At 69.3% G+C, this 20433-nt stretch carries 16 protein-coding genes; 4 read left to right on the plus strand and 12 right to left on the minus strand.

The genetic code is table 11. From position 1 onward, the window contains the following. Positions 1–499: 499 nt before the first annotated feature. The 3 genes from H293_RS0135765 to thyX form a co-directional block, all read right to left on the minus strand. Entirely contained in the window at positions 500–2185 is a 1686-nt protein-coding gene (locus tag H293_RS0135765; RefSeq protein WP_020122620.1) for a ribonuclease J, read from the minus strand. Positions 2186–2338: 153 nt separating this feature from the next. Then, positions 2339–3238 carry a 4-hydroxy-tetrahydrodipicolinate synthase gene (gene dapA, locus H293_RS0135770; protein WP_020122621.1) on the minus strand — a complete coding sequence of 300 codons (900 nt, stop codon included), beginning with the start codon at positions 3236–3238 and terminating at the stop codon, positions 2339–2341. Between the two features lie 212 nt (positions 3239–3450). Next, positions 3451–4191 carry an FAD-dependent thymidylate synthase gene (gene thyX / locus H293_RS0135775; protein ID WP_020122622.1) on the minus strand — a complete coding sequence of 247 codons (741 nt, stop codon included), beginning with the start codon at positions 4189–4191 and terminating at the stop codon, positions 3451–3453. 193 nt (positions 4192–4384) lie between these two features. Here thyX and H293_RS0135780 point away from each other — a divergent pair, with 193 nt between their 5' ends. Both H293_RS0135780 and H293_RS0135785 read left to right on the plus strand, forming a co-directional pair. Beyond that, positions 4385–4624, plus strand: a complete 240-nt coding sequence (locus H293_RS0135780; RefSeq protein ID WP_028808489.1) for a hypothetical protein — start codon at positions 4385–4387, stop codon at positions 4622–4624. A 136-nt stretch (positions 4625–4760) separates the two neighbouring features. Further along, positions 4761–5315 (plus strand): phage holin family protein, encoded by a 555-nt coding sequence (locus H293_RS0135785; protein WP_020122624.1) that lies wholly within the window; start codon positions 4761–4763, stop codon positions 5313–5315. A 69-nt stretch (positions 5316–5384) separates the two neighbouring features. Here the strand turns inward: H293_RS0135785 and H293_RS0135790 are convergent, their stop codons facing one another. The 6 genes from H293_RS0135790 to eccD all read right to left on the minus strand — a co-directional run bounded on the left by H293_RS0135790 (position 5385) and on the right by eccD (position 12545). Next, positions 5385–5840 (minus strand): tetratricopeptide repeat protein, encoded by a 456-nt coding sequence (locus H293_RS0135790; protein WP_020122625.1) that lies wholly within the window; start codon positions 5838–5840, stop codon positions 5385–5387. Further along, positions 5840–6592: a 4-hydroxy-tetrahydrodipicolinate reductase gene (gene dapB, locus H293_RS0135795; protein WP_020122626.1), complete on the minus strand. Its 753-nt coding sequence runs from the start codon at positions 6590–6592 to the stop codon at positions 5840–5842. The genes H293_RS0135790 and dapB overlap by 1 nt, the downstream gene beginning before the upstream one ends. Before the next feature lie 25 nt (positions 6593–6617). Further along, positions 6618–7997 carry a M16 family metallopeptidase gene (locus H293_RS0135800; RefSeq protein WP_020122627.1) on the minus strand — a complete coding sequence of 460 codons (1380 nt, stop codon included), beginning with the start codon at positions 7995–7997 and terminating at the stop codon, positions 6618–6620. Further along, a complete protein-coding gene (locus H293_RS0135805; protein ID WP_020122628.1) occupies positions 7994–10216 on the minus strand; it encodes a polyribonucleotide nucleotidyltransferase in 2223 nt (740 codons plus the stop codon). The genes H293_RS0135800 and H293_RS0135805 overlap by 4 nt, the downstream gene beginning before the upstream one ends. A 324-nt stretch (positions 10217–10540) precedes the next feature. Then, positions 10541–10828 (minus strand): 30S ribosomal protein S15, encoded by a 288-nt coding sequence (gene rpsO, locus H293_RS0135810; RefSeq protein ID WP_007385095.1) that lies wholly within the window; start codon positions 10826–10828, stop codon positions 10541–10543. A 253-nt stretch (positions 10829–11081) separates the two neighbouring features. Then, positions 11082–12545: a type VII secretion integral membrane protein EccD gene (eccD, locus tag H293_RS0135815; protein ID WP_028808490.1), complete on the minus strand. Its 1464-nt coding sequence runs from the start codon at positions 12543–12545 to the stop codon at positions 11082–11084. Between the two features lie 260 nt (positions 12546–12805). Here eccD and H293_RS0135820 point away from each other — a divergent pair, with 260 nt between their 5' ends. Together H293_RS0135820 and H293_RS50630 are read left to right on the plus strand one after the other, a co-directional pair. After that, positions 12806–16744, plus strand: a complete 3939-nt coding sequence (locus H293_RS0135820) for a type VII secretion protein EccC (protein WP_020122630.1) — start codon at positions 12806–12808, stop codon at positions 16742–16744. A gap of 10 nt (positions 16745–16754) precedes the next feature. Continuing rightward, on the plus strand, positions 16755–17093 hold the full coding sequence (locus H293_RS50630) for a hypothetical protein (RefSeq protein WP_020122631.1): 339 nt from the start codon (positions 16755–16757) through the stop codon (positions 17091–17093). 78 nt (positions 17094–17171) lie between these two features. On the opposite strand, the gene H293_RS0135830 is transcribed toward H293_RS50630, so the two are convergent. The 3 genes from H293_RS0135830 to H293_RS0135840 are packed head-to-tail and all read right to left on the minus strand — an operon-like array spanning position 17172 to position 20432. Further along, positions 17172–18041, minus strand: coding sequence for a hypothetical protein (locus H293_RS0135830; RefSeq protein WP_020122632.1), 870 nt, complete (start codon positions 18039–18041; stop codon positions 17172–17174). Positions 18042–18057: 16 nt separating this feature from the next. Next, complete coding sequence (locus H293_RS0135835) at positions 18058–19173, minus strand: hypothetical protein (RefSeq protein ID WP_020122633.1); 1116 nt, start codon at positions 19171–19173, stop codon at positions 18058–18060. Between the two features lie 5 nt (positions 19174–19178). Beyond that, positions 19179–20432 (minus strand): putative T7SS-secreted protein, encoded by a 1254-nt coding sequence (locus tag H293_RS0135840; protein WP_020122634.1) that lies wholly within the window; start codon positions 20430–20432, stop codon positions 19179–19181. Position 20433: the final 1 nt, after the last annotated feature.

The raw sequence follows: 20433 nt of genomic DNA on the forward strand, positions 1-20433 counted from the left end.
GTTTACCCGTAATCGGGTGCACACACACGAGAGCGGAACAACCACCGGAATAAGGCGGTCGTTCACAGCGTCCTCGCTGTGTTTATTTCAAAGGAACCTCGTCCCAGCAGATGCTGGAGACGGGGTATCAACATATCTGGCGTTGATTTTTGGCACGCTGTTGAGTTCTCAAGGAACGGACGCTTCCTTTGTACTCACCCTCTCGGGCTTTCCTCCGGGCAGTTTCCCTTCGGTCTTGCGTTTCCGACTCTATCAGACCGTTTCCGGTTCCGATTTCCTCGGTGCTTTCCAGGTTCCCGCTCTCGCGTTTCCCTTTCCGGCGGTTCCGACTTTATCAGAAGTTCTGAGCCGGAATTCCCGCCCCCTGGAGGCTGGCCCCGGAGCACGAAGCTGCCGGGTTCCCCCTCAGGCGGAGCCGTAAACGTACTGGAGCGGGGCGCCTCGATGCAAATCGAGGCGCCCCGCTCCAGGTTCGCTCGGACGGATGTCCGACGGTCCGTCAGACCTCCACCACCACAGGCAGGATCATCGGCCTGCGGCGATACGTGTCGGAGACCCACTTGCCCAGGGTCCGACGCACCAGCTGTTGCAGCTGGTGGGGTTCGACCACGCCGTCCTGCGCCGAGCGCTCGAGTACCTCGGTGACCCGCGGGATCACGTCGGCGAAGGCCGAGTCCTCGATGCCGGAGCCGCGCGCCTGGATGTGCGGGCCGCCCGTGATCTTGCCGGTGGACGAGTCCACGACCAGGAAGACCGAGATGATGCCCTCGTCGCCGAGGATCTTGCGGTCCTTGAGGGCCGGCTCGCCGACATCGCCGACCGAGAGGCCGTCGACGTAGACGTAACCCGCCTGGACCTTGCCCGCGATCTTCGCCTTGCCCTCGACTAGGTCGACGACCACGCCGTCCTCGGCGATGACGATGCGGTCGTGCGGGACGCCGGTCAGGGCACCGAGTTCGGCGTTGGCGCGAAGGTGGCGCCATTCGCCGTGGACCGGCATCAGGTTCTTCGGCCGGCAGATGTTGTAGAAGTACAGGAGCTCGCCCGCGGACGCGTGGCCCGAGACGTGCACCTTGGCGTTGCCCTTGTGGACGACGTTGGCGCCCCAGCGGGTCAGGCCGTTGATCACGCGGTAGACGGCGTTCTCGTTCCCGGGGATCAGCGAGGACGCGAGGATGACGGTGTCGCCCTGGACGATCCGGATCTGGTGGTCACGGTTGGCCATGCGGGACAGGGCGGCCATCGGTTCGCCCTGCGAGCCCGTGCAGACCAGGACGACCTCGTGGTCCGGGAGGTCGTCGAGCGTCTTGACGTCGACCACCAGGCCCGGGGGGACCTTCAGGTAGCCGAGGTCTCTCGCGATGCCCATGTTGCGGACCATCGAGCGGCCGACGAAGGCGACCCGGCGGCCGTACTCGTGGGCCGCGTCCAGGATCTGCTGGATGCGGTGGATGTGGCTGGCGAAGCTCGCCACGATGATCCGCTTGCGGGCGTTGCCGAAGACCTGCCGCAGGACGTTCGAGATGTCCTTCTCGGGCGGGACGAAGCCCGGTACCTCGGCGTTCGTCGAGTCGGAGAGGAGAAGGTCGATGCCCTCCTCGCTCAGCCGCGCGAACGCGTGCAGGTCGGTGAGCCGGCCGTCCAGCGGGAGCTGGTCCATCTTGAAGTCGCCCGTGTGGACCACCATGCCGGCGGGCGTGCGGATGGCGACCGCGAGGGCGTCGGGGATGGAGTGGTTGACCGCGACGAACTCGCAGTCGAAGGGGCCGATGCGCTCGCGGTGTCCCTCCGCCACCTCAAGGGTGTACGGACGGATGCGGTGCTCCTGGAGCTTGGCCTCGATGAGCGCGAGGGTCAGCTTGGAGCCGATCAGCGGAATGTCCGGCTTCTCGCGGAGGAGGTAGGGGACGCCACCGATGTGGTCCTCGTGGCCATGGGTGAGGACGATGCCCTCGATGTCGTCGAGGCGGTCCCTGACGGACGAGAAATCCGGCAGGATCAGGTCGATTCCGGGCTGTTCCTCCTCGGGGAACAGCACTCCGCAGTCGACGATCAGCAGGCGGCCGCCGTATTCGAAGACCGTCATGTTTCGGCCGATCTCACCGAGACCGCCGAGTGGGGTGACCCGCAGGGCGCCCTCGGCAAGCGGCGGGGGCGGGGCCAGTTCGGGATGCGGATGACTCAAAAGACTCTCCTCACCACGCACGCCACGTACCGGTGGGGCACGTGGCGTGCGTGACGTTCGTGCGTGTAGCAGTTGTCGTTGTGGTGCGGGCACCGGTGGCCCGCCTATTCAGTTGTTGAGTCCATTTGCGCGCCGGGCGCGCGAAGTCTGGTGCTAGAGCTGTACCCCGCCGGCTGCAAGATCGATCTTGAGCTGCCGGATCTCTTCGGGCGAGAGCTCGACCATGGGGGCGCGCAGGGGTCCCGCGGGGAGCCCCTGGAGGGTGAGCGCCGCCTTGGTGGTCATCACGCCCTGGGTACGGAACATGCCCGTGTAGACGGGAAGCAGCTTCTGGTGGATCTCGGTGGCCTTCTGTACGTCACCCGACACGAACGCCTCGACCAGGGCGCGCAGGTCCGGGGTGACGACGTGGCCGACGACCGAGACGAAGCCGACCGCGCCCACGGAGAGCAGCGGGAGGTTCAGCATGTCGTCGCCGGAGTACCAGGCGAGGCCGGAGCGGGCGATGGCCCAGCTGGCGCGGCCGAGGTCGCCCTTGGCGTCCTTGTTGGCGACGATCCGCGGGTGCTCGGCGAGCCGGACCAGCGTCTCGGTGCTGATCGGGACGCCGCTGCGGCCCGGGATGTCGTAGAGCATGACGGGCAGCTCCGCGGCGTCGGCGACGGCCTTGAAGTGCCGGTACAGGCCCTCCTGCGGGGGCTTGTTGTAGTACGGCGTCACGATCAGGAGGCCGTGTGCGCCGACCTTCTCCGCGGCCTGGGCCAGCTCGATGCTGTGGCGGGTGTCGTTGGTGCCGACGCCGGCGATGACGTGGGCGCGGTCGCCGACCGCCTCCAGCACGGCTCGTACCAGGTCCGATTTCTCCGCGTTACCGGTGGTGGGCGACTCGCCGGTGGTGCCGTTGATGATCAGGCCGTCGTTGCCTGCGTCCACCAGGTGGGTGGCGAGCCGCTGTGCGCCGTCGAGGTCGAGTGCGCCGTCCGCCGTGAAGGGCGTGACCATGGCGGTGAGGACCCGCCCGAAGGGGGTCTGCGGAGTGGAGGTCGGAGCCATGGGGAACACGCTACTCGTTGCGCAGGGCGGGGTCTGCCCTAGGGGGGCCGGGAAAAGTCAGGACAAATGCGGAGCCCGGCACTGCCTGCTCGGGGGTTCAAGCAGTGCCGGGTCCGTTTGATCAGGCTAGATGAACTTCTCTAAATGCCGCAATACGGACACTTCGCGAGGCGGACCCGCACATGTGTGCCCTGCGGGGAAACAGGCGTCCGTTACGGCGCCACACGGCCGTTCGCGTTGAAGGCCGCGTAGGTGAGCGGCATGAGCTTGGCCCACTCCGCCTCCATCTTCTCGCCGACCATCTCGATCTCCCGCTGCGGGAAGGACGGCACCTTCGCCTGCTCGTGCTGGGTGCGCAGACCGAGGAAGTGCATGAGCGAGCGGGCATTGCAGGTGGCGTACATCGAGGAGAACAGTCCGACGGGCAGGACCGAACGGGCGACCTCGCGGGCGACGCCCTGCGCGAGCATGTCCTGGTAGGCCCGGTACGCCTGGCGGTACGACTCGTTCATGGCGTTCGCGACGGACTCGTGCTGCTCCGGGGTGCCCTCGACGAAGACGTACTTGCCCGGGCGGCCCTGCTGGACGAGCTTGCGGTCGGGGCCGGGGATGTAGAAGACGGGCTGGAGCTCCCGGTAGCGGCCGGACTCCTCGTTGTACGACCAGCCCACGCGGTGCCGCATGAACTCGCGGAAGACGAGGATCGGGGCGCTGATGAAGAAGGTCATGGAGTTGTGCTCGAACGGGCTGCCGTGCCGGTCCCGCATGAGGTAGTTGATCAGGCCCTTGGAGCGCTCCGGGTCCTTGTTCAGCTCGTCCAGGGACTGCTCTCCGACGGTCGACACCCTGGCGGCGAACAGCACGTCGGAGTCGGCCGCGCTGTGCTTGACCAGTTCGACGGTGACGTCGTCGCGCAGCTCGATCTTGAAATCGTCGTCGGGGGTGGGGGTCACGGTTCGGGGGGTCCTTCCCAGCTCGTTCGGTGGCGACGCCACTCTACGGCCCGCCAAACAGGACTTTCAGTGGCGTGACCGAGTTAAGTCGGCGAAACCGGGCACCTTCTGCGGCAACCGCTCGTCTGTACAGACAGCAGCGATTCGTTCGATCCCCGAAGTTCCATCCCCTGAAGGGAGAAGTACCCCCATGCTGTTGCGTCGGCGCGAACCCGTTCCGTTCGCCTTTGTCGCCGAAGCCGACAGGTTCCGCAGCAATGTCACTCCTCCGCCCCGTGAGCGGGCGTCCGCCGGTGAGGTGGCCGGGCGCTGGCTGGTGGGGCTCACCATCGTCGCCGGACTCGTGGGATCCCTGGTCCTCGGGATGCCGGCCCTGTCGCAGGATCAGGCGCCCTCGCAGACACAGCAGTCCCAGGCATCTCAGGGACACTGACGCGGACACTGACTCCCCCCCCACTGCCCGAATGGCGTGGGAGGCTCCCCCCATTGGCCCCCGAAGGTGGCTCGCGGGGACAGCTGCGGATAGCCTCACCGGCACAGCCCACGCATGGATCGAGTGAGGACCCGCCGTGCCCCTGCCCTTCCTGACGGCCGACCGCGCATTCGAGACGACGGACGACGTCGCTCTGCCGTTCGACAACCGTGACCACTGGCGGCGCCCCTACCGGCCCGGTCCGTGGCGGGTGGGCGTGGCGGCGGTCCTTCTTCTGCTCGCCTCGTACGTGCTGTTCGCCGCGGTGATCATCGCGCTGACCGACTCGCCGTCCGAGGCCGCGGTGGTGTTCGGCATCGCGGTGCTCGTCATCGTCGGCGCGCTGCGGCTGCTGCGCATGGGCGTGTGGGTGTGCGGCCGCGGAGTGCGCCGGGTGGGCTTCCTGTTCACTCGTACGGTGCTCTGGGAGCAGGTCGTCGCCGTGCGGACGGCACAGCAGCCGGTGCGCTGGCTCGGACTGCCGCGCACGGTCCAGGGCCAGGCCCTGACCCTCGTACGGCAGGGCCGGGGACCGCAGGACCCGCAGCCGCTGCTCACCACGCACAACGCGGACTTCCTCGCGCGCGGCCAGGCGTTCGACCGGGCCGCGGACGCGGTGGAGGCCTGGGCCGCGGAGTACGCGCGGGGCTGACCCGACAGGGGCACACGAAGAAGGGGGCCGGTCCGCACCAGGACCGGCCCCCTTCGACGTGCCGGGATCTCAGAGCTGCTGGACGGGCCTGCCGTCGTGCAGTGCTATCGCGCGCTGCATGGCCTTGCGGGCGCGTGGGGTGTCGCGGGCGTCGTGGTAGGCCACGGCGAGCCGGAACCAGCTGCGCCAGTCGTCGGGGGCCGTCTCCGTCTCGGCCTTGCGCTGGGCGAAGACCTCGTCGGCGGAGTCGCGGTCGATCCGGCCGGCGGGCGTGCGCTTGAGCTCGTCGACGGGCAGGCCGCCCTCGGCGTCGAGCTCGGCGGCCAGCGCGTTGGCCCTGCGGACGAACTGGGTGTTCTTCCACAGGAACCACAGGCCGATCACCGGCAGGATCAGCACCGCGACGCCGAACGTGACGGTGATGAGCGTGCCGGACTGGATCAGCATGACGCCACGGCTGCCGACCAGGACGAAGTAGAAGACCAGGACGGCGGCCGTGACGGCGTAGGACAGCTTGGCGCGCATCAGCCCAGGTCCAGGAAGTTCTCCAGGCCGAAGGTCAGGCCCGGGGTCGTGACCACTCGGCGGGCGCCGAGCAGGATGCCCGGCATGAAGCTGCTGTGGTGCAGGGAGTCGTGGCGGATGGTCAGCGTCTCGCCCTCGCCGCCCAGCAGGACTTCCTGATGGGCCAGCAGACCGCGCAGACGGACGGAGTGCACGGGGATGCCGTCGACGTCCGCGCCGCGCGCGCCGTCCAGGGCCGTCTCGGTGGCGTCCGGCGCCGGGGTCGTGCCCGCCGCGCGCCGGGCCTCGGCGATGAGCTGGGCGGTGCGCGTGGCGGTGCCGGACGGGGCGTCCACCTTCTTCGGGTGGTGAAGCTCGACGACCTCGACCGACTCGAAGTAGGGCGCGGCGATCTGCGCGAACTTCATGTTCAGAACGGCCCCGATGGAGAAGTTGGGCGCGATGAGGACGCCGGTCTCCGGGGACTTCGACAGCCAGTCCTTCAGCTGCGCGAGACGCTCGTCGGTCCAGCCGGTGGTGCCGACGACCGCGTGGATGCCGTGACTCAGGCAGTAATCCAGGTTCTCCATCACGGAGGCAGGCGTGGTCAGTTCGACCGCGACCTGGGCGCCCGTCTCGGCGAGGGTCTCCAGCTTGTCGCCCCGGCCGAGAGCGGCGACCAGTTCCATGTCCTCGGCGGCCTCGACGGCCTTGACCGCCTCGGAACCGATGCGGCCCTTGGCACCGAGGACCGCCACGCGCAGCTTGCTCATCTTCTTGCTTCCTTAAGGGGAGGGCTTACGCGACCGCTTCGTGCAGTCGGGCCGCCTGCTTGTCCTTCAGCGGGCCGATGACCGACAGCGACGGGCGCCGTCCCAGGATCTCGCGGGCGACCGCGCGGACGTCGTCCGGGGTGACCGACGCGATGCGGGCCAGCATGTCGTCGACGGACATCTGCTCGCCCCAGCACAGCTCGCTCTTGCCGATGCGGTTCATCAGCGCGCCGGTGTCCTCCAGACCCAGGACCGTGGAGCCCCTCAGCTGGCCGATGGCGCGGCCGATCTCATCGTCCGAGAGACCGTGTTCGGCGACCTGGTCGAGCTCGTCCCGGCAGATCTTCAGCACGTCGTGGACCTGCGAGGGCCGGCAGCCGGCGTACACCCCGAACAGGCCGCAGTCGGCGAAGCCTGAGGTGTACGAGTAGACGCTGTACGCCAGTCCGCGCTTCTCCCTGACCTCCTGGAAGAGGCGGGAGGACATGCCGCCGCCGAGCGCGGTGTTCAGCACGCCGAGGGCCCAGCGGCGGTCGTCCGTGCGGGCGAGGCCGGGCATGCCGAGGACGACGTGGGCCTGCTCGGTCTTGCGGCCGATCAGCTCGACGCGGCCCGCGGTGCGCAGGGCGCGCCGACCGTCGCGCGGGGCGATGGGCGTGGCGTCCGGGCTCTTGAGGGCGCCGGCCTTCTCGAAGGCGGCGCGGACCTGTCGTACGACCTTGTCGTGGTCGACGTTGCCCGCGGCCGCGACGACGAGATGCGTCGGGTCGTAGTGCTTCTTGTAGAAGCGGCGGATGCGGTCGGCGGTCAGGGCGTTGACGGTGTCGACGGTGCCGAGGACCGGGCGGCCGAGGGGGTTGTCGCCGAACATGGTGTGCGCGAACAGGTCGTGCACGCAGTCGCCCGGGTCGTCCTCGGTCATCGCGATCTCTTCGAGGATCGCGCCGCGCTCGACGTTGACGTCCTCTTCGAGGATGAGGGAGCCGGTGAGCATGTCGCAGACCACGTCGATGGCGAGCGGCAGGTCGGCGTCGAGCACGCGCGCGTAGTAGCACGTGTACTCCTTCGCGGTGAACGCGTTCATCTCGCCGCCGACCGCGTCGATGGCGGAGGAGATGTCCAGCGCGCTGCGCTTGGAGGTGCCCTTGAAGAGGAGGTGCTCCAGGTAGTGCGTGGCGCCGTTCAGTGACGGTGTCTCGTCGCGGGAGCCGACGTGCGCCCAGATGCCGAAGGTCGCGGAGCGGACCGAGGGGAGGGTCTCGGTGACGATGCGCAGGCCACCGGGGAGGGTGGTCTTGCGGACGGTGCCGATGCCGTTCTCGCCCTTGATCAGGGTTTGGGTACGGGCGACGGCCCGCGCCTCCGAAGAGGTGCGGGCCGTCGCCTTGGAGCTAGGGGACGTCACTGGTCGGCGTCGTCCTTCTTCTCGTCGGAGGAGCCTTCCTCGCCCTCGATCACGGGGATCAGGGAGAGCTTGCCGCGGGAGTCGATCTCGGCGATCTCGACCTGGACCTTGGCGCCCACGCCGAGCACGTCCTCGACGTTCTCGACGCGCTTGCCGCCGGCCAGCTTGCGGATCTGCGAGATGTGCAGCAGACCGTCCTTGCCCGGGAGCAGGGACACGAACGCACCGAAGGTGGTGGTCTTGACGACCGTACCCAGGTAGCGCTCGCCGACCTCCGGCATGGTCGGGTTGGCGATCGAGTTGATCGTGGTGCGGGCCGCCTCGGCGGAGGGGCCGTCGACCGCACCGATGTAGATGGTGCCGTCGTCCTCGATCGTGATGTCGGCGCCGGTGTCCTCCTGGATCTGGTTGATCATCTTGCCCTTGGGGCCGATGACCTCACCGATCTTGTCCACGGGGATCTTCACGGTGATGATCCGCGGGGCGTTCGGGGACATCTCGTCCGGCGTGTCGATCGCTTCCATCATCACGTCGAGGATGTGGAGGCGGGCGTCACGGGCCTGCTTGAGAGCGGCGGCCAGGACGGAGGCGGGGATGCCGTCCAGCTTGGTGTCGAGCTGGAGGGCGGTGACGAACTCCTTGGTGCCGGCGACCTTGAAGTCCATGTCGCCGAAGGCGTCCTCCGCACCGAGGATGTCGGTGAGGGTGACGTAGTGCGTCTCGCCTTCGATGTCCTGGGAGATCAGGCCCATGGCGATACCGGCGACGGGGGCCTTGAGCGGCACACCGGCGTTCAGCAGCGACATGGTGGAGGCGCAGACCGAGCCCATGGACGTCGAGCCGTTGGAGCTCAGCGCCTCGGAGACCTGGCGGATCGCGTAGGGGAATTCCTCGCGGGTCGGCAGGACCGGGACGAGGGCGCGCTCGGCGAGGGCGCCGTGGCCGATCTCGCGGCGCTTCGGGGAGCCGACGCGGCCGGTCTCGCCGGTGGAGTACGGCGGGAAGTTGTAGTTGTGCATGTAGCGCTTGCGGGTCACCGGGGAGAGGGTGTCCAGCTGCTGCTCCATGCGGAGCATGTTGAGGGTGGTGACGCCCAGGATCTGGGTCTCGCCACGCTCGAACACCGCGGAGCCGTGCACGCGCGGGATGGCCTCGACCTCGGCGGCGAGCGTACGGATGTCCGTGACGCCCCGGCCGTCGATGCGCTTCTTCTCCTTGATCACGCGCTCGCGGACGAGCTGCTTGGTCAGGGAGCGGTACGCGGCGGAGATCTCCTTCTCGCGGCCCTCGAACTCCGGCAGGAGCTTCTCGGCGGCGAGCGCCTTGACGCGGTCCAGCTCGGACTCGCGCTCCTGCTTGCCGGCGATGGTCAGCGCGGAGGCGAGCTCCGGGCGGACGGCGGCGGAGAGCGCCTCCAGGATGTCGTCCTGGTAGTCGAGGAAGATCGGGAACTCGCCGGTCGGCTTGGCGGCCTTCGAGGCGAGGTCGGCCTGGGCCCGGCAGAGCACCTTGATAAAGGGCTTCGCGGCTTCCAGACCGGCGGCGACGACCTCCTCGGTCGGGGCCTCGGCGCCGCCCTTGACCAGCTGGATGGTCTTCTCGGTGGCCTCGGCCTCGACCATCATGATCGCGACGTCGCCGTCCTCCAGGGTGCGGCCCGCGACGACCATGTCGAAGACGGCGTCCTCGAGCTCGGAGTGCGTCGGGAAGGCCACCCACTGGCCGTTGATCAGCGCGACGCGGACGCCGCCGATCGGGCCGGAGAAGGGCAGGCCGGCCAGCTGCGTGGACGCGGAGGCCGCGTTGATCGCGACGACGTCGTACAGGTGGTCGGGGTTGAGGGCCATGATCGTGGCGACGACCTGGATCTCGTTGCGCAGGCCCTTCTTGAAGGAGGGGCGCAGCGGGCGGTCGATCAGCCGGCAGGTGAGGATCGCGTCCTCGGAGGGGCGGCCCTCACGGCGGAAGAAGCTGCCGGGGATCTTGCCGGCGGCGTACATCCGCTCCTCGACGTCCACCGTCAGGGGGAAGAAGTCGAGCTGGTCCTTGGGGTTCTTGGAGGCGGTGGTGGCCGACAGCACCATGGTGTCGTCGTCCAGGTACGCCACGGCGGAGCCGGCGGCCTGCTTGGCGAGGCGGCCCGTCTCGAAGCGGATGGTGCGGGTGCCGAAGGAGCCGTTGTCGATGACGGCCTCGGCGTAGTGGGTCTCGTTCTCCACTAGCGTGTTCTCCGTTACTTTCGTCTGCGTATCGTCTTTTGTCCCGATCCGCCCGTGTGGCGGGGGGACGTGCGCGGAGAAGCGCTCCGTCTGGTGCGGGCCGGTCTTCGATCGAAGCACCCGGGTTCGCAAGGCCCGGGGGCCACTACCGAGGACCGGCGGCGGCGAGGTGCACTTCTCCTCGTGGTACTGCGTTGTGCTACCACACTACAAAGCGGGTGTGACACCGCGCACGTTTCCGCATGCGGTGAGCACGTCGCTGAGCACGTACGGCAAAGGGGAGCGGCCCCCGATCGCTTCGGGAACCGCTCCCCTCACGGCGTCCTACTTGGCGCCCGCCGCACCGCGGCGGATGCCGAGGCGGTCGACCAGCGCACGGAAGCGCTGGATGTCCTTCTTCGCCAGGTACTGGAGAAGGCGACGGCGCTGACCGACCAGGATCAGCAGACCACGACGGGAGTGGTGGTCGTGCTTGTGGGTCTTGAGGTGCTCGGTCAGGTCCGAGATACGGCGCGAGAGCATCGCGACCTGGACCTCGGGGGAGCCGGTGTCGCCCTCCTTCTGGCCGAACTCGGTCATGATCTGCTTCTTCGTAGCGGCGTCGAGCGACACGCGTACTCCTCGTAGTCTCTTGGGTAGCCACCGAGTGCCCCTGGTCCACTTCTCAGGGGAGCTTCCGTAACTCGGGAGGCGGGGATCCGCTGGGCGCGGCCTCCAGGGCGATCAGCTCCGGGGGTGCGTACACAAACGGCCGTCAGCCAGGGTATCAGCCCGACGGCAGTGCCCCGGCCCCCGCCCCTGTCGTACAGATGACGCGGCGGCTGCCACCCGAGTGGGTGACAGCCGCCGCGAGGTGTGAGGACGGTCAGCTGGTCATGCCGCGGGCCGCCGCGTACAGGTCGAGGACCGCGAGGCACAGCGGGACGAGGGAGAGAAGCACCGCGCCCTCGCTCAGGTCGAGCATCCGGCCCCAGAACGGGGTGACACCCTTGCGCGGCACGATCAGGGCGAGGGCCACGAGGAGGGTGGCGCCCAGGGCGACCGCGGCGGAGAGCCAGACGGTGCGGATGTCGAGCGGGGCGCTGTTGTGGTCGTAGACGAGCTCCTTGATGATGTCGGCCGGCGGGTTCAGGGCGAGGCCGAGGACCAGCAGGCTGACGGTGATGATGCCCGAGATCATCAGGGTCACGACCTGGGACGTGTACAGGAAGAGCCGGGCGCGCATCATCATGGAGAGGCCGGCCGCCAGCGACAGCAGCTGGGCCCAGCCGCTGCTGGAGAAGCCGAGCACCGCACCGGCCGAGGCGACGCCGGTGACGGCGCAGCCGCCGACGAGACCGAGCAGCAGTTCGTGGCCGCGGCGGGCCTGGTCGGTGATGAGCCGGTAGTCGACCGGCTCCTGCTCCTGCTGGTCCTCGGCGCGGCCGCGCTTGGCGATCTGGTCGGGCGAGCGGAACCCGATGGGCAGCCGGGAGAAGCGGGCGGACCAGCCGGGCAGGAAGCCGATGACGGCGATCATGACGACGGCGGTGACGGCGGCCGTCTCGCGCGGCTCGGCCTCGGAGACGATCGCGGCGAAGGTGGCGAGGACTCCGATGCCGGCGCCGAACGCGGCGGCGATGAAGGGCGCGTCCTTCTGCGGGAGCAGCAGCACGAGCAGCACCGCGGCGACGAGGACGACGGCGAAGCCGACGAGCAGGTTCAGCCGGCCGGGGCCCTCGCCCGCGTCGAGGGCCATGACGCCCGAGCCGCCCACCATCAGGTGCGGCAGCGAGGCGAGACCCAGGGCGACGGCCGCGTGGTGGTCGTCGTAGACCCGCGCGCGTACGGAGGCGAGCGCGACGAGGACGACACCGGTGACACCGGCGATGACGCCGGGCAGGCCGTGCATGTCGTGGCGCAGCGGCTCGGAGAACCACAGCGCCAGCGCCATCATGGTCAGCAGCAGCGCGCCGGCGGTGAGGCCGACGACCCGCATCATGCCGTCGTTCCAGCTGCGCCGGTCGGCCTCGACGGCGGCGGCCACGGCGTCGACGACGTCGTCGAAGACGGCGGGCGGCAGCGAGTCCGCGAACGGCCGCAGGAGCAGCAATTCGCCATCGCGTATCTGCTGTTCGGAGAGCGAACGGCCGTCGTCGAGGACGGAGCCGTCCCTGCGCACGAGGTTGTACCCGGTGGGCGCGGCCTCTTCGGGTGTCTGGCCCGACAGCCGCAGGATCTCCGGGTAGACGTCAGAGAGCGGCACGTCCTCGGGAAGTGCCACATCGATCCGGCTGTTCGGTGCCGCCACCGTGACCCGGCAGAATCCGGTTGCTGAGACCGTACTCACCTGACGGTTCCCCCTAGTCCAGTACTCGGTGATTCGTCGCGGTTTGCCAGGGCGATTCCCGCTCCGCGCTTCGTTTGGAGCGTCACCCTACCGTCCCCTTGCGGCATCTCCCCATCCCCTCCCGGCTCAACGGGCCCGCAGAACAGTAGGATCAACGCCCGACTCATGAGTGGGCTGAGCCCCATGAGCCGACGAACATACGGGGGCCGTCACGACGGGGGCGGTTCGACATTGCGATTGCGTGAAGGACTGGTGGATCGGTGAGCGTTGTCATCGTCAAGCGCCCGCCGCGGGTTTACCCGCCGGAGGTGCCGAGTGAGGAGGTCAAGCTCGAGTCCCCTCCCGAACTTCCTCGCACCGAGGACGACAGCCTGATGATGAACCTGCTGCCCATGCTGGGCATGGGTTCGTCGGCGGCCTTCTTCTTCATGCCAGGCGCCCAGGGCTTCATGAAGATCATGGGCGGCCTGATGATGGTCTCCACGGTCGCGATGCTCGTCGCGCAGATCACGCGGGCCAGGAAGGGGCCGTCCGGCCAGATGGCCGAGGCCCGGCGCGACTACCTCAAGTACCTGGCGCAGAAGCGGCGCGAGGTGCGGCGCACGGTGCACAAGCAGCGTGACGCGCAGTACTACCTGCACCCGGCGCCGGAGCAGCTGTGGGCGCTGATCGCCGAGGGTTCCCGGCTGTGGGAGCGGCGTTCGACGGACCAGGACTTCGTCCAGGTGCGGATCGGCCTGGGCCCGCAGCAGTTGGCGACGCCGCTGGTGGCGCCCGACACCGCGCCGGTGGACGAGCTGGAGCCGCTGACCGCGCACTCGATGCAGCAGTTCATCGCGAGCTACGGCACGCTCGGTGACCTCCCGCTGGCCATCGGGCTGCGCTCCTTCTACCACGTGACGATCTCCGGCGACCCGGAGACGGTCTACGGCCAGACCCGCGCCGTGATCGGACAGTTGGCCTCGCTGCACTCCCCCGAGGACGTGGTGATCGCGGTCGTGGCCGCGCCCGGTGCCGCGGTGGACTGGGAGTGGACCAAGTGGCTGCCGCACATGCAGCACAAGGAGTCCGACGGCGCCGGTTCGCGCCGGCTGCTCTGCTACGACCTCGGCGAGCTGGAGGAGATGATCACCCACCAGCTGGAGGGCCGCCCACGCTGGAGCCGGGACGGCTCACCGGTGCTCGACCAGCCGCACGTGGTCGTCGTCCTCGACGGCGGCGGGGTGCCTCCGGACTCGGTCCTCGCCTCGGCGGAGGGCCTTCAGGGCGTGACCATCCTCGAGGTGGTGCCCGGTGAACTCGACGAGGCGCGCGGCTCGTTGTCGGTGCGGGTGTGGCCCGACGCCATGGAGCTGGAAGCGGGCACGGGTGTCTTCACCGGTGTCCCCGACGTGCTGTCGCAGGCGCAGGCCGAGTCGCTCGGCCGGCAGCTCGCGCCGCTGCGTCTCGGTGCCGCCGACGCGGACGAACCGCTGCTCGCGAACCTGGACTTCACGGATCTCATGCAGATCGGTGACGCGGCGAGCGTGGACGTCTCGCGCACCTGGCGGCCGCGCACGCTGCACGAGCGGCTGCGGGTGCCGATCGGTCTCGGCGAGAGCGGCGACCCGGTCATGCTGGACCTCAAGGAGGCCTCGCAGGAGGGCATGGGCCCGCACGGCCTGTGCGTCGGCGCCACCGGTTCCGGAAAGTCGGAGCTGCTGCGCACCCTGGTGCTCGGCCTCGCGGTCACGCACTCCTCCGAGACGCTCAACTTCGTCCTCGCGGACTTCAAGGGTGGTGCGACCTTCACCGGCATGGGTTCGATGCCGCACGTCTCCGCGGTCATCACCAACCTGGCCGACGAGCTCACCCTCGTCGACCGCATGCGCGACTCCATCACCGGTGAGCTGACCCGCCGCCAGGAACTCCTGCGCACGGCGGGCAACTACGCCAACATCACCGACTACGAGAAGGCGCGCGCCGCCGGTGCCGCGCTCGACCCGCTGCCCTCACTCGTCCTGATCATCGACGAGTTCAGCGAACTCCTCGCCGCCAAGCCGGACTTCATCGAGATGTTCATCCAGATCGGCCGGATCGGCCGTTCGCTGGGTGTGCACATGCTGCTCGCCTCGCAGCGCCTGGAGGAGGGCAAGCTGCGCGGCCTCGACACCTTCCTGTCGTACCGCATCGGTCTGCGCACGTTCTCGGCGGCCGAGTCCCGCACGGCGATCGGTGTGCCCGACGCCTACCACCTGCCGAACGTCCCCGGCGCGGGCATCCTCAAGTACGACACCGAGACGATGGTGCAGTTCAAGGCCGCGTACGTGTCGGGCACCTACCGGGCGAACGGGCCGATGGCGCAGGGCGGCGGACGGATCGACCGCTCCCCCGTGCTGTTCACCGCGGCGCCGGTGCCGGTGCGCATCCTCGCCGATCCGGAGCCGGAGACGCGGACCCACCAGGTCGACGACGCGCTCGCCGACACCGTCCTCGACGTCATCGTCAGCCGCCTGGACGGTCAGGGTCCGCCCGCCCACCAGGTGTGGCTGCCGCCGCTGGACGAGCCGTTCAGTCTCGACCAGGTGCTGCCGGCGCTGGGCATCAGTCCGGAGCGCGGTCTGCACGCCGAGGGCTACCACCTGCAGAGCAAGCTGACCGTGCCGGTCGGCCTGGTCGACAAGCCCTTCGAGCAGCGCCGTGACGTGATGTACGCGGACCTGTCGGGTGCCGCCGGTCACGCCCTGATCGTGGGGGGTCCGCAGTCCGGCAAGTCGACGCTCGTGCGCACGATGATCACGTCGTTCGCGCTCACGCACACGCCGGCCGAAGTGCAGTTCTACGCCCTCGACTTCGGCGGCGGCGGCATGCTCGCGCTGGAGAACCTGGCCCATGTGGGCGGCGCCGCCTCCCGTCTTGACCAGGAGAAGGTGCGCCGTACGGTCGCGGAGGTGCACGGCATCCTCAACGCCCGTGAGGAGTTCTTCCGCTCCAAGAGCATCGACTCCATGGGCACCTTCCGCAACCGCCGGGCGCAGGGGCACTACCCCGACCAGCAGTGGGGCGACGTCTTCCTCATCATCGACGGCTGGGCGACGTTCAAGAACGACTACGAGATGCTCGACCCGGTCATCGCGGACATCGCGACCCGCGGTCTCGGTTTCGGTGTCCACCTGATCATCACCGCGACCCGGTACACCGAGATGCGTCCCGCGCTGCGCGACCAGATCCTCAGCCGGCTCGAACTGCGGCTCGGTGACGCGATGGAGTCGGAGTTCGACCGCAAGCGGGCCGAGAACGTGCCGATGGGCAAGCCCGGCCGCGGTCTGTCCCCGGACAAGCTGGACTACCTGGCCGCCACGCCCCGGATCGACGGGTCGACGCAGGTGGAGGACCTCGCCGACGGCATGGCGAACCTCGTGCAGAGCGTCAACAGCGCCTGGCAGGGCCCGACGGCGCCCAAGGTGCGGATGCTGCCGACGCTGCTGCCCGCGACCGAGCTGCCCGGCGGCGGGGACTTCGGCAGCCGCGGTATCGCGGTCGGCGTCGACGAGCTCACCCTCTCGCCGGTCTTCGTGGACTTCGAGACCGACCCGCTGTTCGTCATCTACGGCGAGAGCGAGTCCGGCAAGTCCTCGCTGCTGCGGTTCATGGCCAAGCAGATCTCCGAGCGGTACGCCCCCAACAAGGCGCTGTTCGTGGTCTCGGACTTCCGGCGCGCGCTGCTCGGCCAGGTGCCGGAGAGCCACATGTACAAGTACTGCGCCTCGGGTCCGCAGCTCCAGGAGGTCATGGAGTCGCTGGCCGGCTCGATGAGCCGCCGTATGCCCGGCCCGGACGTGACGCCGGACCAGCTGCGCAACCGCTCCTGGTACAACGAGCCCGACGCGTTCATCTTCATCGACGACTACGACCTCGTCGCCACGTCGATGGGCAACCCGATGTCGGTGCTCCTGGAGTACCTGCCGTTCGCGCGTGACCTGGGTCTGCGCATCATCCTGGCCCGCAGCACCTCCGGTGCCTCGCGCTCCTCCTTCGAGCCGGTCCTCACCCGGATCAAGGAGCTCGGCGCCCAGGGCATCGTGCTGTCCGGCGACCCGTCGGAGGGCCCGGTGTTCAACAACATCAAGGCCACTCCGCAGCCGCAGGGCCGTGGCCAGTTCATCTCGCGCCGCTCCAGCGGGCAGCTCGTCCAGACGGGTTACCTGCCGGAGAGCTGAGTCTGTCCGTGTGGGTGGAGGGGCGAGCCGTGTCTGCGGCCCGCCCCTCGTCCGGGCCCGCGCTTTCACGGACCCCGAGCGCCCGGACAGGTCCGTCTCCCTCGGTTACGGCGGTTTCCTGGGCAGCGGTCGCACGTTCTGGGTCCGGAAGGTCAGGTCCGGTGAGGTCGGCGAGGTCTGGTTCGCCGGCGATCCCCGCTTCCTGGGCGTCGTCGCCGTACCGGGCCCGCGCCGGCTGTTCGGCGCCGCTCAGCGCACGGCGGTGGACGACCGGATGCCGGCCCGCACCCGCGGTGTCAGCCACGAGGCTCGGGAGCGCGCCAAGGCTGCGGGGGCGCGGGTCGGTTGAGGGACTGGTCATCCGTCGCGGATACGGCGGTGGCGGCGCCCGGGGAGGGTGCCGCCACCGCCGTATGCGTGCTGTCTGTCAGAGCCGGGTGTCCAGGAGCTTGCGCAAGGGGGGTGAGAGTTCGTGCACGGGGGCTCCGGCGGACTGGGCCCGGGTCAGCTCGTCGAGGTAGCGCAGGGCCTCGCCGGACAGCTCCTGCTGTCGTCTGCCGAGGCGGTGCCCGGCGATCCAGGTCCAGATGCCCAGGCCGACGAGCAGTACCGAGGCGTACGCCGCCGGCAGGTCCTTGACCACGGCATAGCCGACGCCGACGGCTCCCGCGACGAGGAGGATCCAGCCCGCCTCGTCGTGCCAGCCGCCGTGCTCGGCGATCCGCTCGTACTCCTCGACCTCGGCCGGTTTGGGCGGCGGAGCCACCGGAGTGGCTCGTACGCCGGTGGCCGGCGCCCCGGCCGGTGTGGTGTACGACGGCAGCGGGGCCATGTCGAGTTGACCACCGCCCCGGCCGGTCAGCCAAGTGGGCACGTAGGTCACGGGCGCGCCGTGCGCCAGTGCCGCCGCGAGGACGTGGCGGTATCCCTCCAGGAAGGGGTGGCGGAGCTTGCGCCTGCCCCGGAGGTTGACCTGGACGAAGGCGGCGAGGGCCAGGATCAGTACGGCGGCCGGGGGCGCGACCGCGACGACCATGTTCTCCGGCTTGCCGGAGGCGGCCCACACGAGCCAGACGATCCCGACGGCGGTTGCCAGGGAGCCGGCCCAGACGAGCCCGCCGCGAGCGACCCGGCGCAGGGAGGCCTCGTGTTCGGCAAGGGTGCGCCCGACCGTCTCGTCGTCGAAGTAGTCGTAGCCGTATGTGCGACCGAACTCCCGTACGGCGGCGGCGAGTCGGGGATCCGCGGACAGGGAGTGGGCGCCGATCGGCAGAAGGCTGCCGGTGGTGTCGTTCATGCTGCAGCCGCCTCCCCTATCCGAACACGGAGTCGCCCGGCCCGCGCACCGTGCGGGTGCAGGGGGCGACCACCTCGACGACGAGCCGCTGCCGGCCGTGGATCAGTGTGACGTTGACACGGTGGCCCGAGCCGCTGTCCGCGGCCAGGGACACGCTCTCCCCCGGTGTCCCCGCCAGCTTGAGCCAGCCCTGGCTCTGGAAGGTCGTGTCCAGTCGGCCGACGGCGGCGGTGAGTTGCTCCTCCGCCACGCCGTCGATCTGCCAGAGATGGCGGGCCGTGCACACCGTCGTCAGGCCCTTGGACCAGCAGTCGGCACAGGTCACCGAGGACACCGCGTTGCCCTCGTCCATCCGGCCGCGCACGGCGAGACCGTCCAGGACCCGGCTGGAGAGGGAGTAGAGCTCCTGGATCACGGCCGGATCGGGAGCCACGTCCGGGACCGGCTGGGCGAGCGAGAGGGCGGCCTCCATCTCGGCCTGCTCCTCCGTCGCCCAGTCCAGCGTCCGCACGATGGTCGCGAAGAGCTCCGAGTAGAAGTCCCAGTCCTCCATGCAGGGCGTGGAGAGCTCGAACGCCAGCAGGTCCGCGTTGTTGGGCAGCGGGATGTAGACCTGGATCTGGCCGCGTGGCACTTCCAGGGGCTCCCCGGTGGGCGAGGCCTCGGCGGTGAGCGTGAAGGGGGCCTGGCCGATCCGTACGACAGCCTCGGCGTCGCCCTTGCCGGAGGGCAGCGTGCTGATCCGGACGTCGTCCTCGGGGTAGGCCCGCCGCAGGCCGGTGAGGGCCTCCGACAGGACGTCCTCGGCGGTGATGTCGTGCAGCGGCATGCGGTAGACGGCGACGGTGGCGGTGCTCGGGCGGCCGTCGAAGTCGAGGTTGCAGAAGCCCGCGTACACGGCTCCGGCGTTGCGCAGGTCGTCGATGATGCTCGCGTAGGTGACGAACATCCGGAACCGGTCCTGGTCCGTGCCGCCCGGCATGACCTTGTGGACGGTCTCGTAGAGCTGCTCGGCCGCCTCGTCGGCGTCGTCGGTGCCCAGCGGGAGTTCGTGGAAGAACGGCGGGACCACCCAGCCGACGTGCAGCGCGAACGGCTCCGTGGCCGGAGCGGCAGTGGTGAGTTCGCTCATGCTGCTCAGGCCGCCAGGGTCTGGTGGAACTTGTCACCCGAGGCCGGCCAGGGCATCGTCGTGACCTGCGGGGCGGGCTGCGGCTGACCGGTCGCCGGGGCCGGCTGGGTCGAGACCGCGGGCGCGCTGCCGCCGCCCTCGTTGCCGCCGGAGATCAGGTGGCCGATGCCGAAGCCGGTGGAGAAGCCCTTGACGGCGCCGGTGATGAGCGACGGGTCGACGGCCTTGCCGAACTTGCCGAGGCCCCAGTTGATCATCTTGGTGCTCATGGGGTTCTTGATCTGGTTCATCATGACCTTGGCGCCGGACGCGAGTGCCCCCGCTTCGCGGGCTCCGGTGAACAGCGCCTTGCCGCCGGAGATGAGCGCCTTGCCCGCGCCGCCGACACCGGGAATCACACCGAGCGCGTCGAGCCCGACCTTCCACATCGGGGCGCCGCCCATCCAGTGACCGGCCATCGCCGCACCCGCGAACGCGACCGAACCCGCGCCCAGGATGGCCGAGGCGACCTGGCCGCCGATCGGGATGACGTTGACGACGATGGCGGCGGCGGCGAGCGCGGCGGAGATCGTGGAGAACAGGTCCGCGTTGTCGATCAGGAAGTTCTTGAAACCGTCCCAGGCGCCCTTCAGGCCGTCCGTGATCTTGTCCCAGACGCTGATGTCCGGCGGCCGGTTGTTCGCGGCCTCGCGAATGGCGTTCTCGGCCTTCGCGGCCTGTTCCTCCCAGTACTTGCGCAGCGCCTCGGCGTCCTGGATGAGGAGCGTGAGGTCGGTCGCGGCGTCCTGGGCCGCCCGCGAGGCGGAGTCGGCCTCCTCGGAGAGGGCCTTGGCCTGCTGCTCGGTGAGCTGCTGGAACTGCGCGCCCTCGATCTTGACGTTGACCTTGTCGACGTCGGCGTTCTTCTGGTCCAGCCGCTTGCGGGCCTCGACCGCGCGCTCCTCCAGGTTCTTGGCCTGGCGCTGCATGGTCTCGAGTTCGTCGTGCCAGCCCTTGAGCGCCCTGGAGCAGGCGTTCATCGACTCGTGGCCCTGCTGAAGGTACTTGGGCAGTTCGCCGACCTTCTCCTGGAACTTCTTGGCGGCCTCGCCGTCCCAGATGCCGTCGGTCTTACCGATGCCGACGAGCATCTCGCGCATCTCGTCGAGTTCGTCACCGACGGTCTTGACGTCGTACGCCAGCGACTCGATCGTGTGCAGGTCACCCTTGGCCGGGTTGAACTTCAGTCCGGGCCAGCTGGGATCGTCGAACATCCCCATC

This window comes from Streptomyces canus 299MFChir4.1 (assembly GCF_000383615.1).
GTDB lineage: Bacteria > Actinomycetota > Actinomycetes > Streptomycetales > Streptomycetaceae > Streptomyces > Streptomyces canus_C.

Coding starts and splice junctions, on each gene's coding strand:
- H293_RS0135840 (WP_020122634.1), bottom strand. CDS start 20,432: ATGGGGATGTTCGACGATCCCAGCTGGCCCGGACTGAAGTTCAACCCG.
- dapA (WP_020122621.1), bottom strand. CDS start 3,238: ATGGCTCCGACCTCCACTCCGCAGACCCCCTTCGGGCGGGTCCTCACC.
- H293_RS0135830 (WP_020122632.1), bottom strand. CDS start 18,041: ATGAACGACACCACCGGCAGCCTTCTGCCGATCGGCGCCCACTCCCTG.
- dapB (WP_020122626.1), bottom strand. CDS start 6,592: ATGAGCAAGCTGCGCGTGGCGGTCCTCGGTGCCAAGGGCCGCATCGGT.
- H293_RS0135790 (WP_020122625.1), bottom strand. CDS start 5,840: ATGCGCGCCAAGCTGTCCTACGCCGTCACGGCCGCCGTCCTGGTCTTC.
- H293_RS0135835 (WP_020122633.1), bottom strand. CDS start 19,173: ATGAGCGAACTCACCACTGCCGCTCCGGCCACGGAGCCGTTCGCGCTG.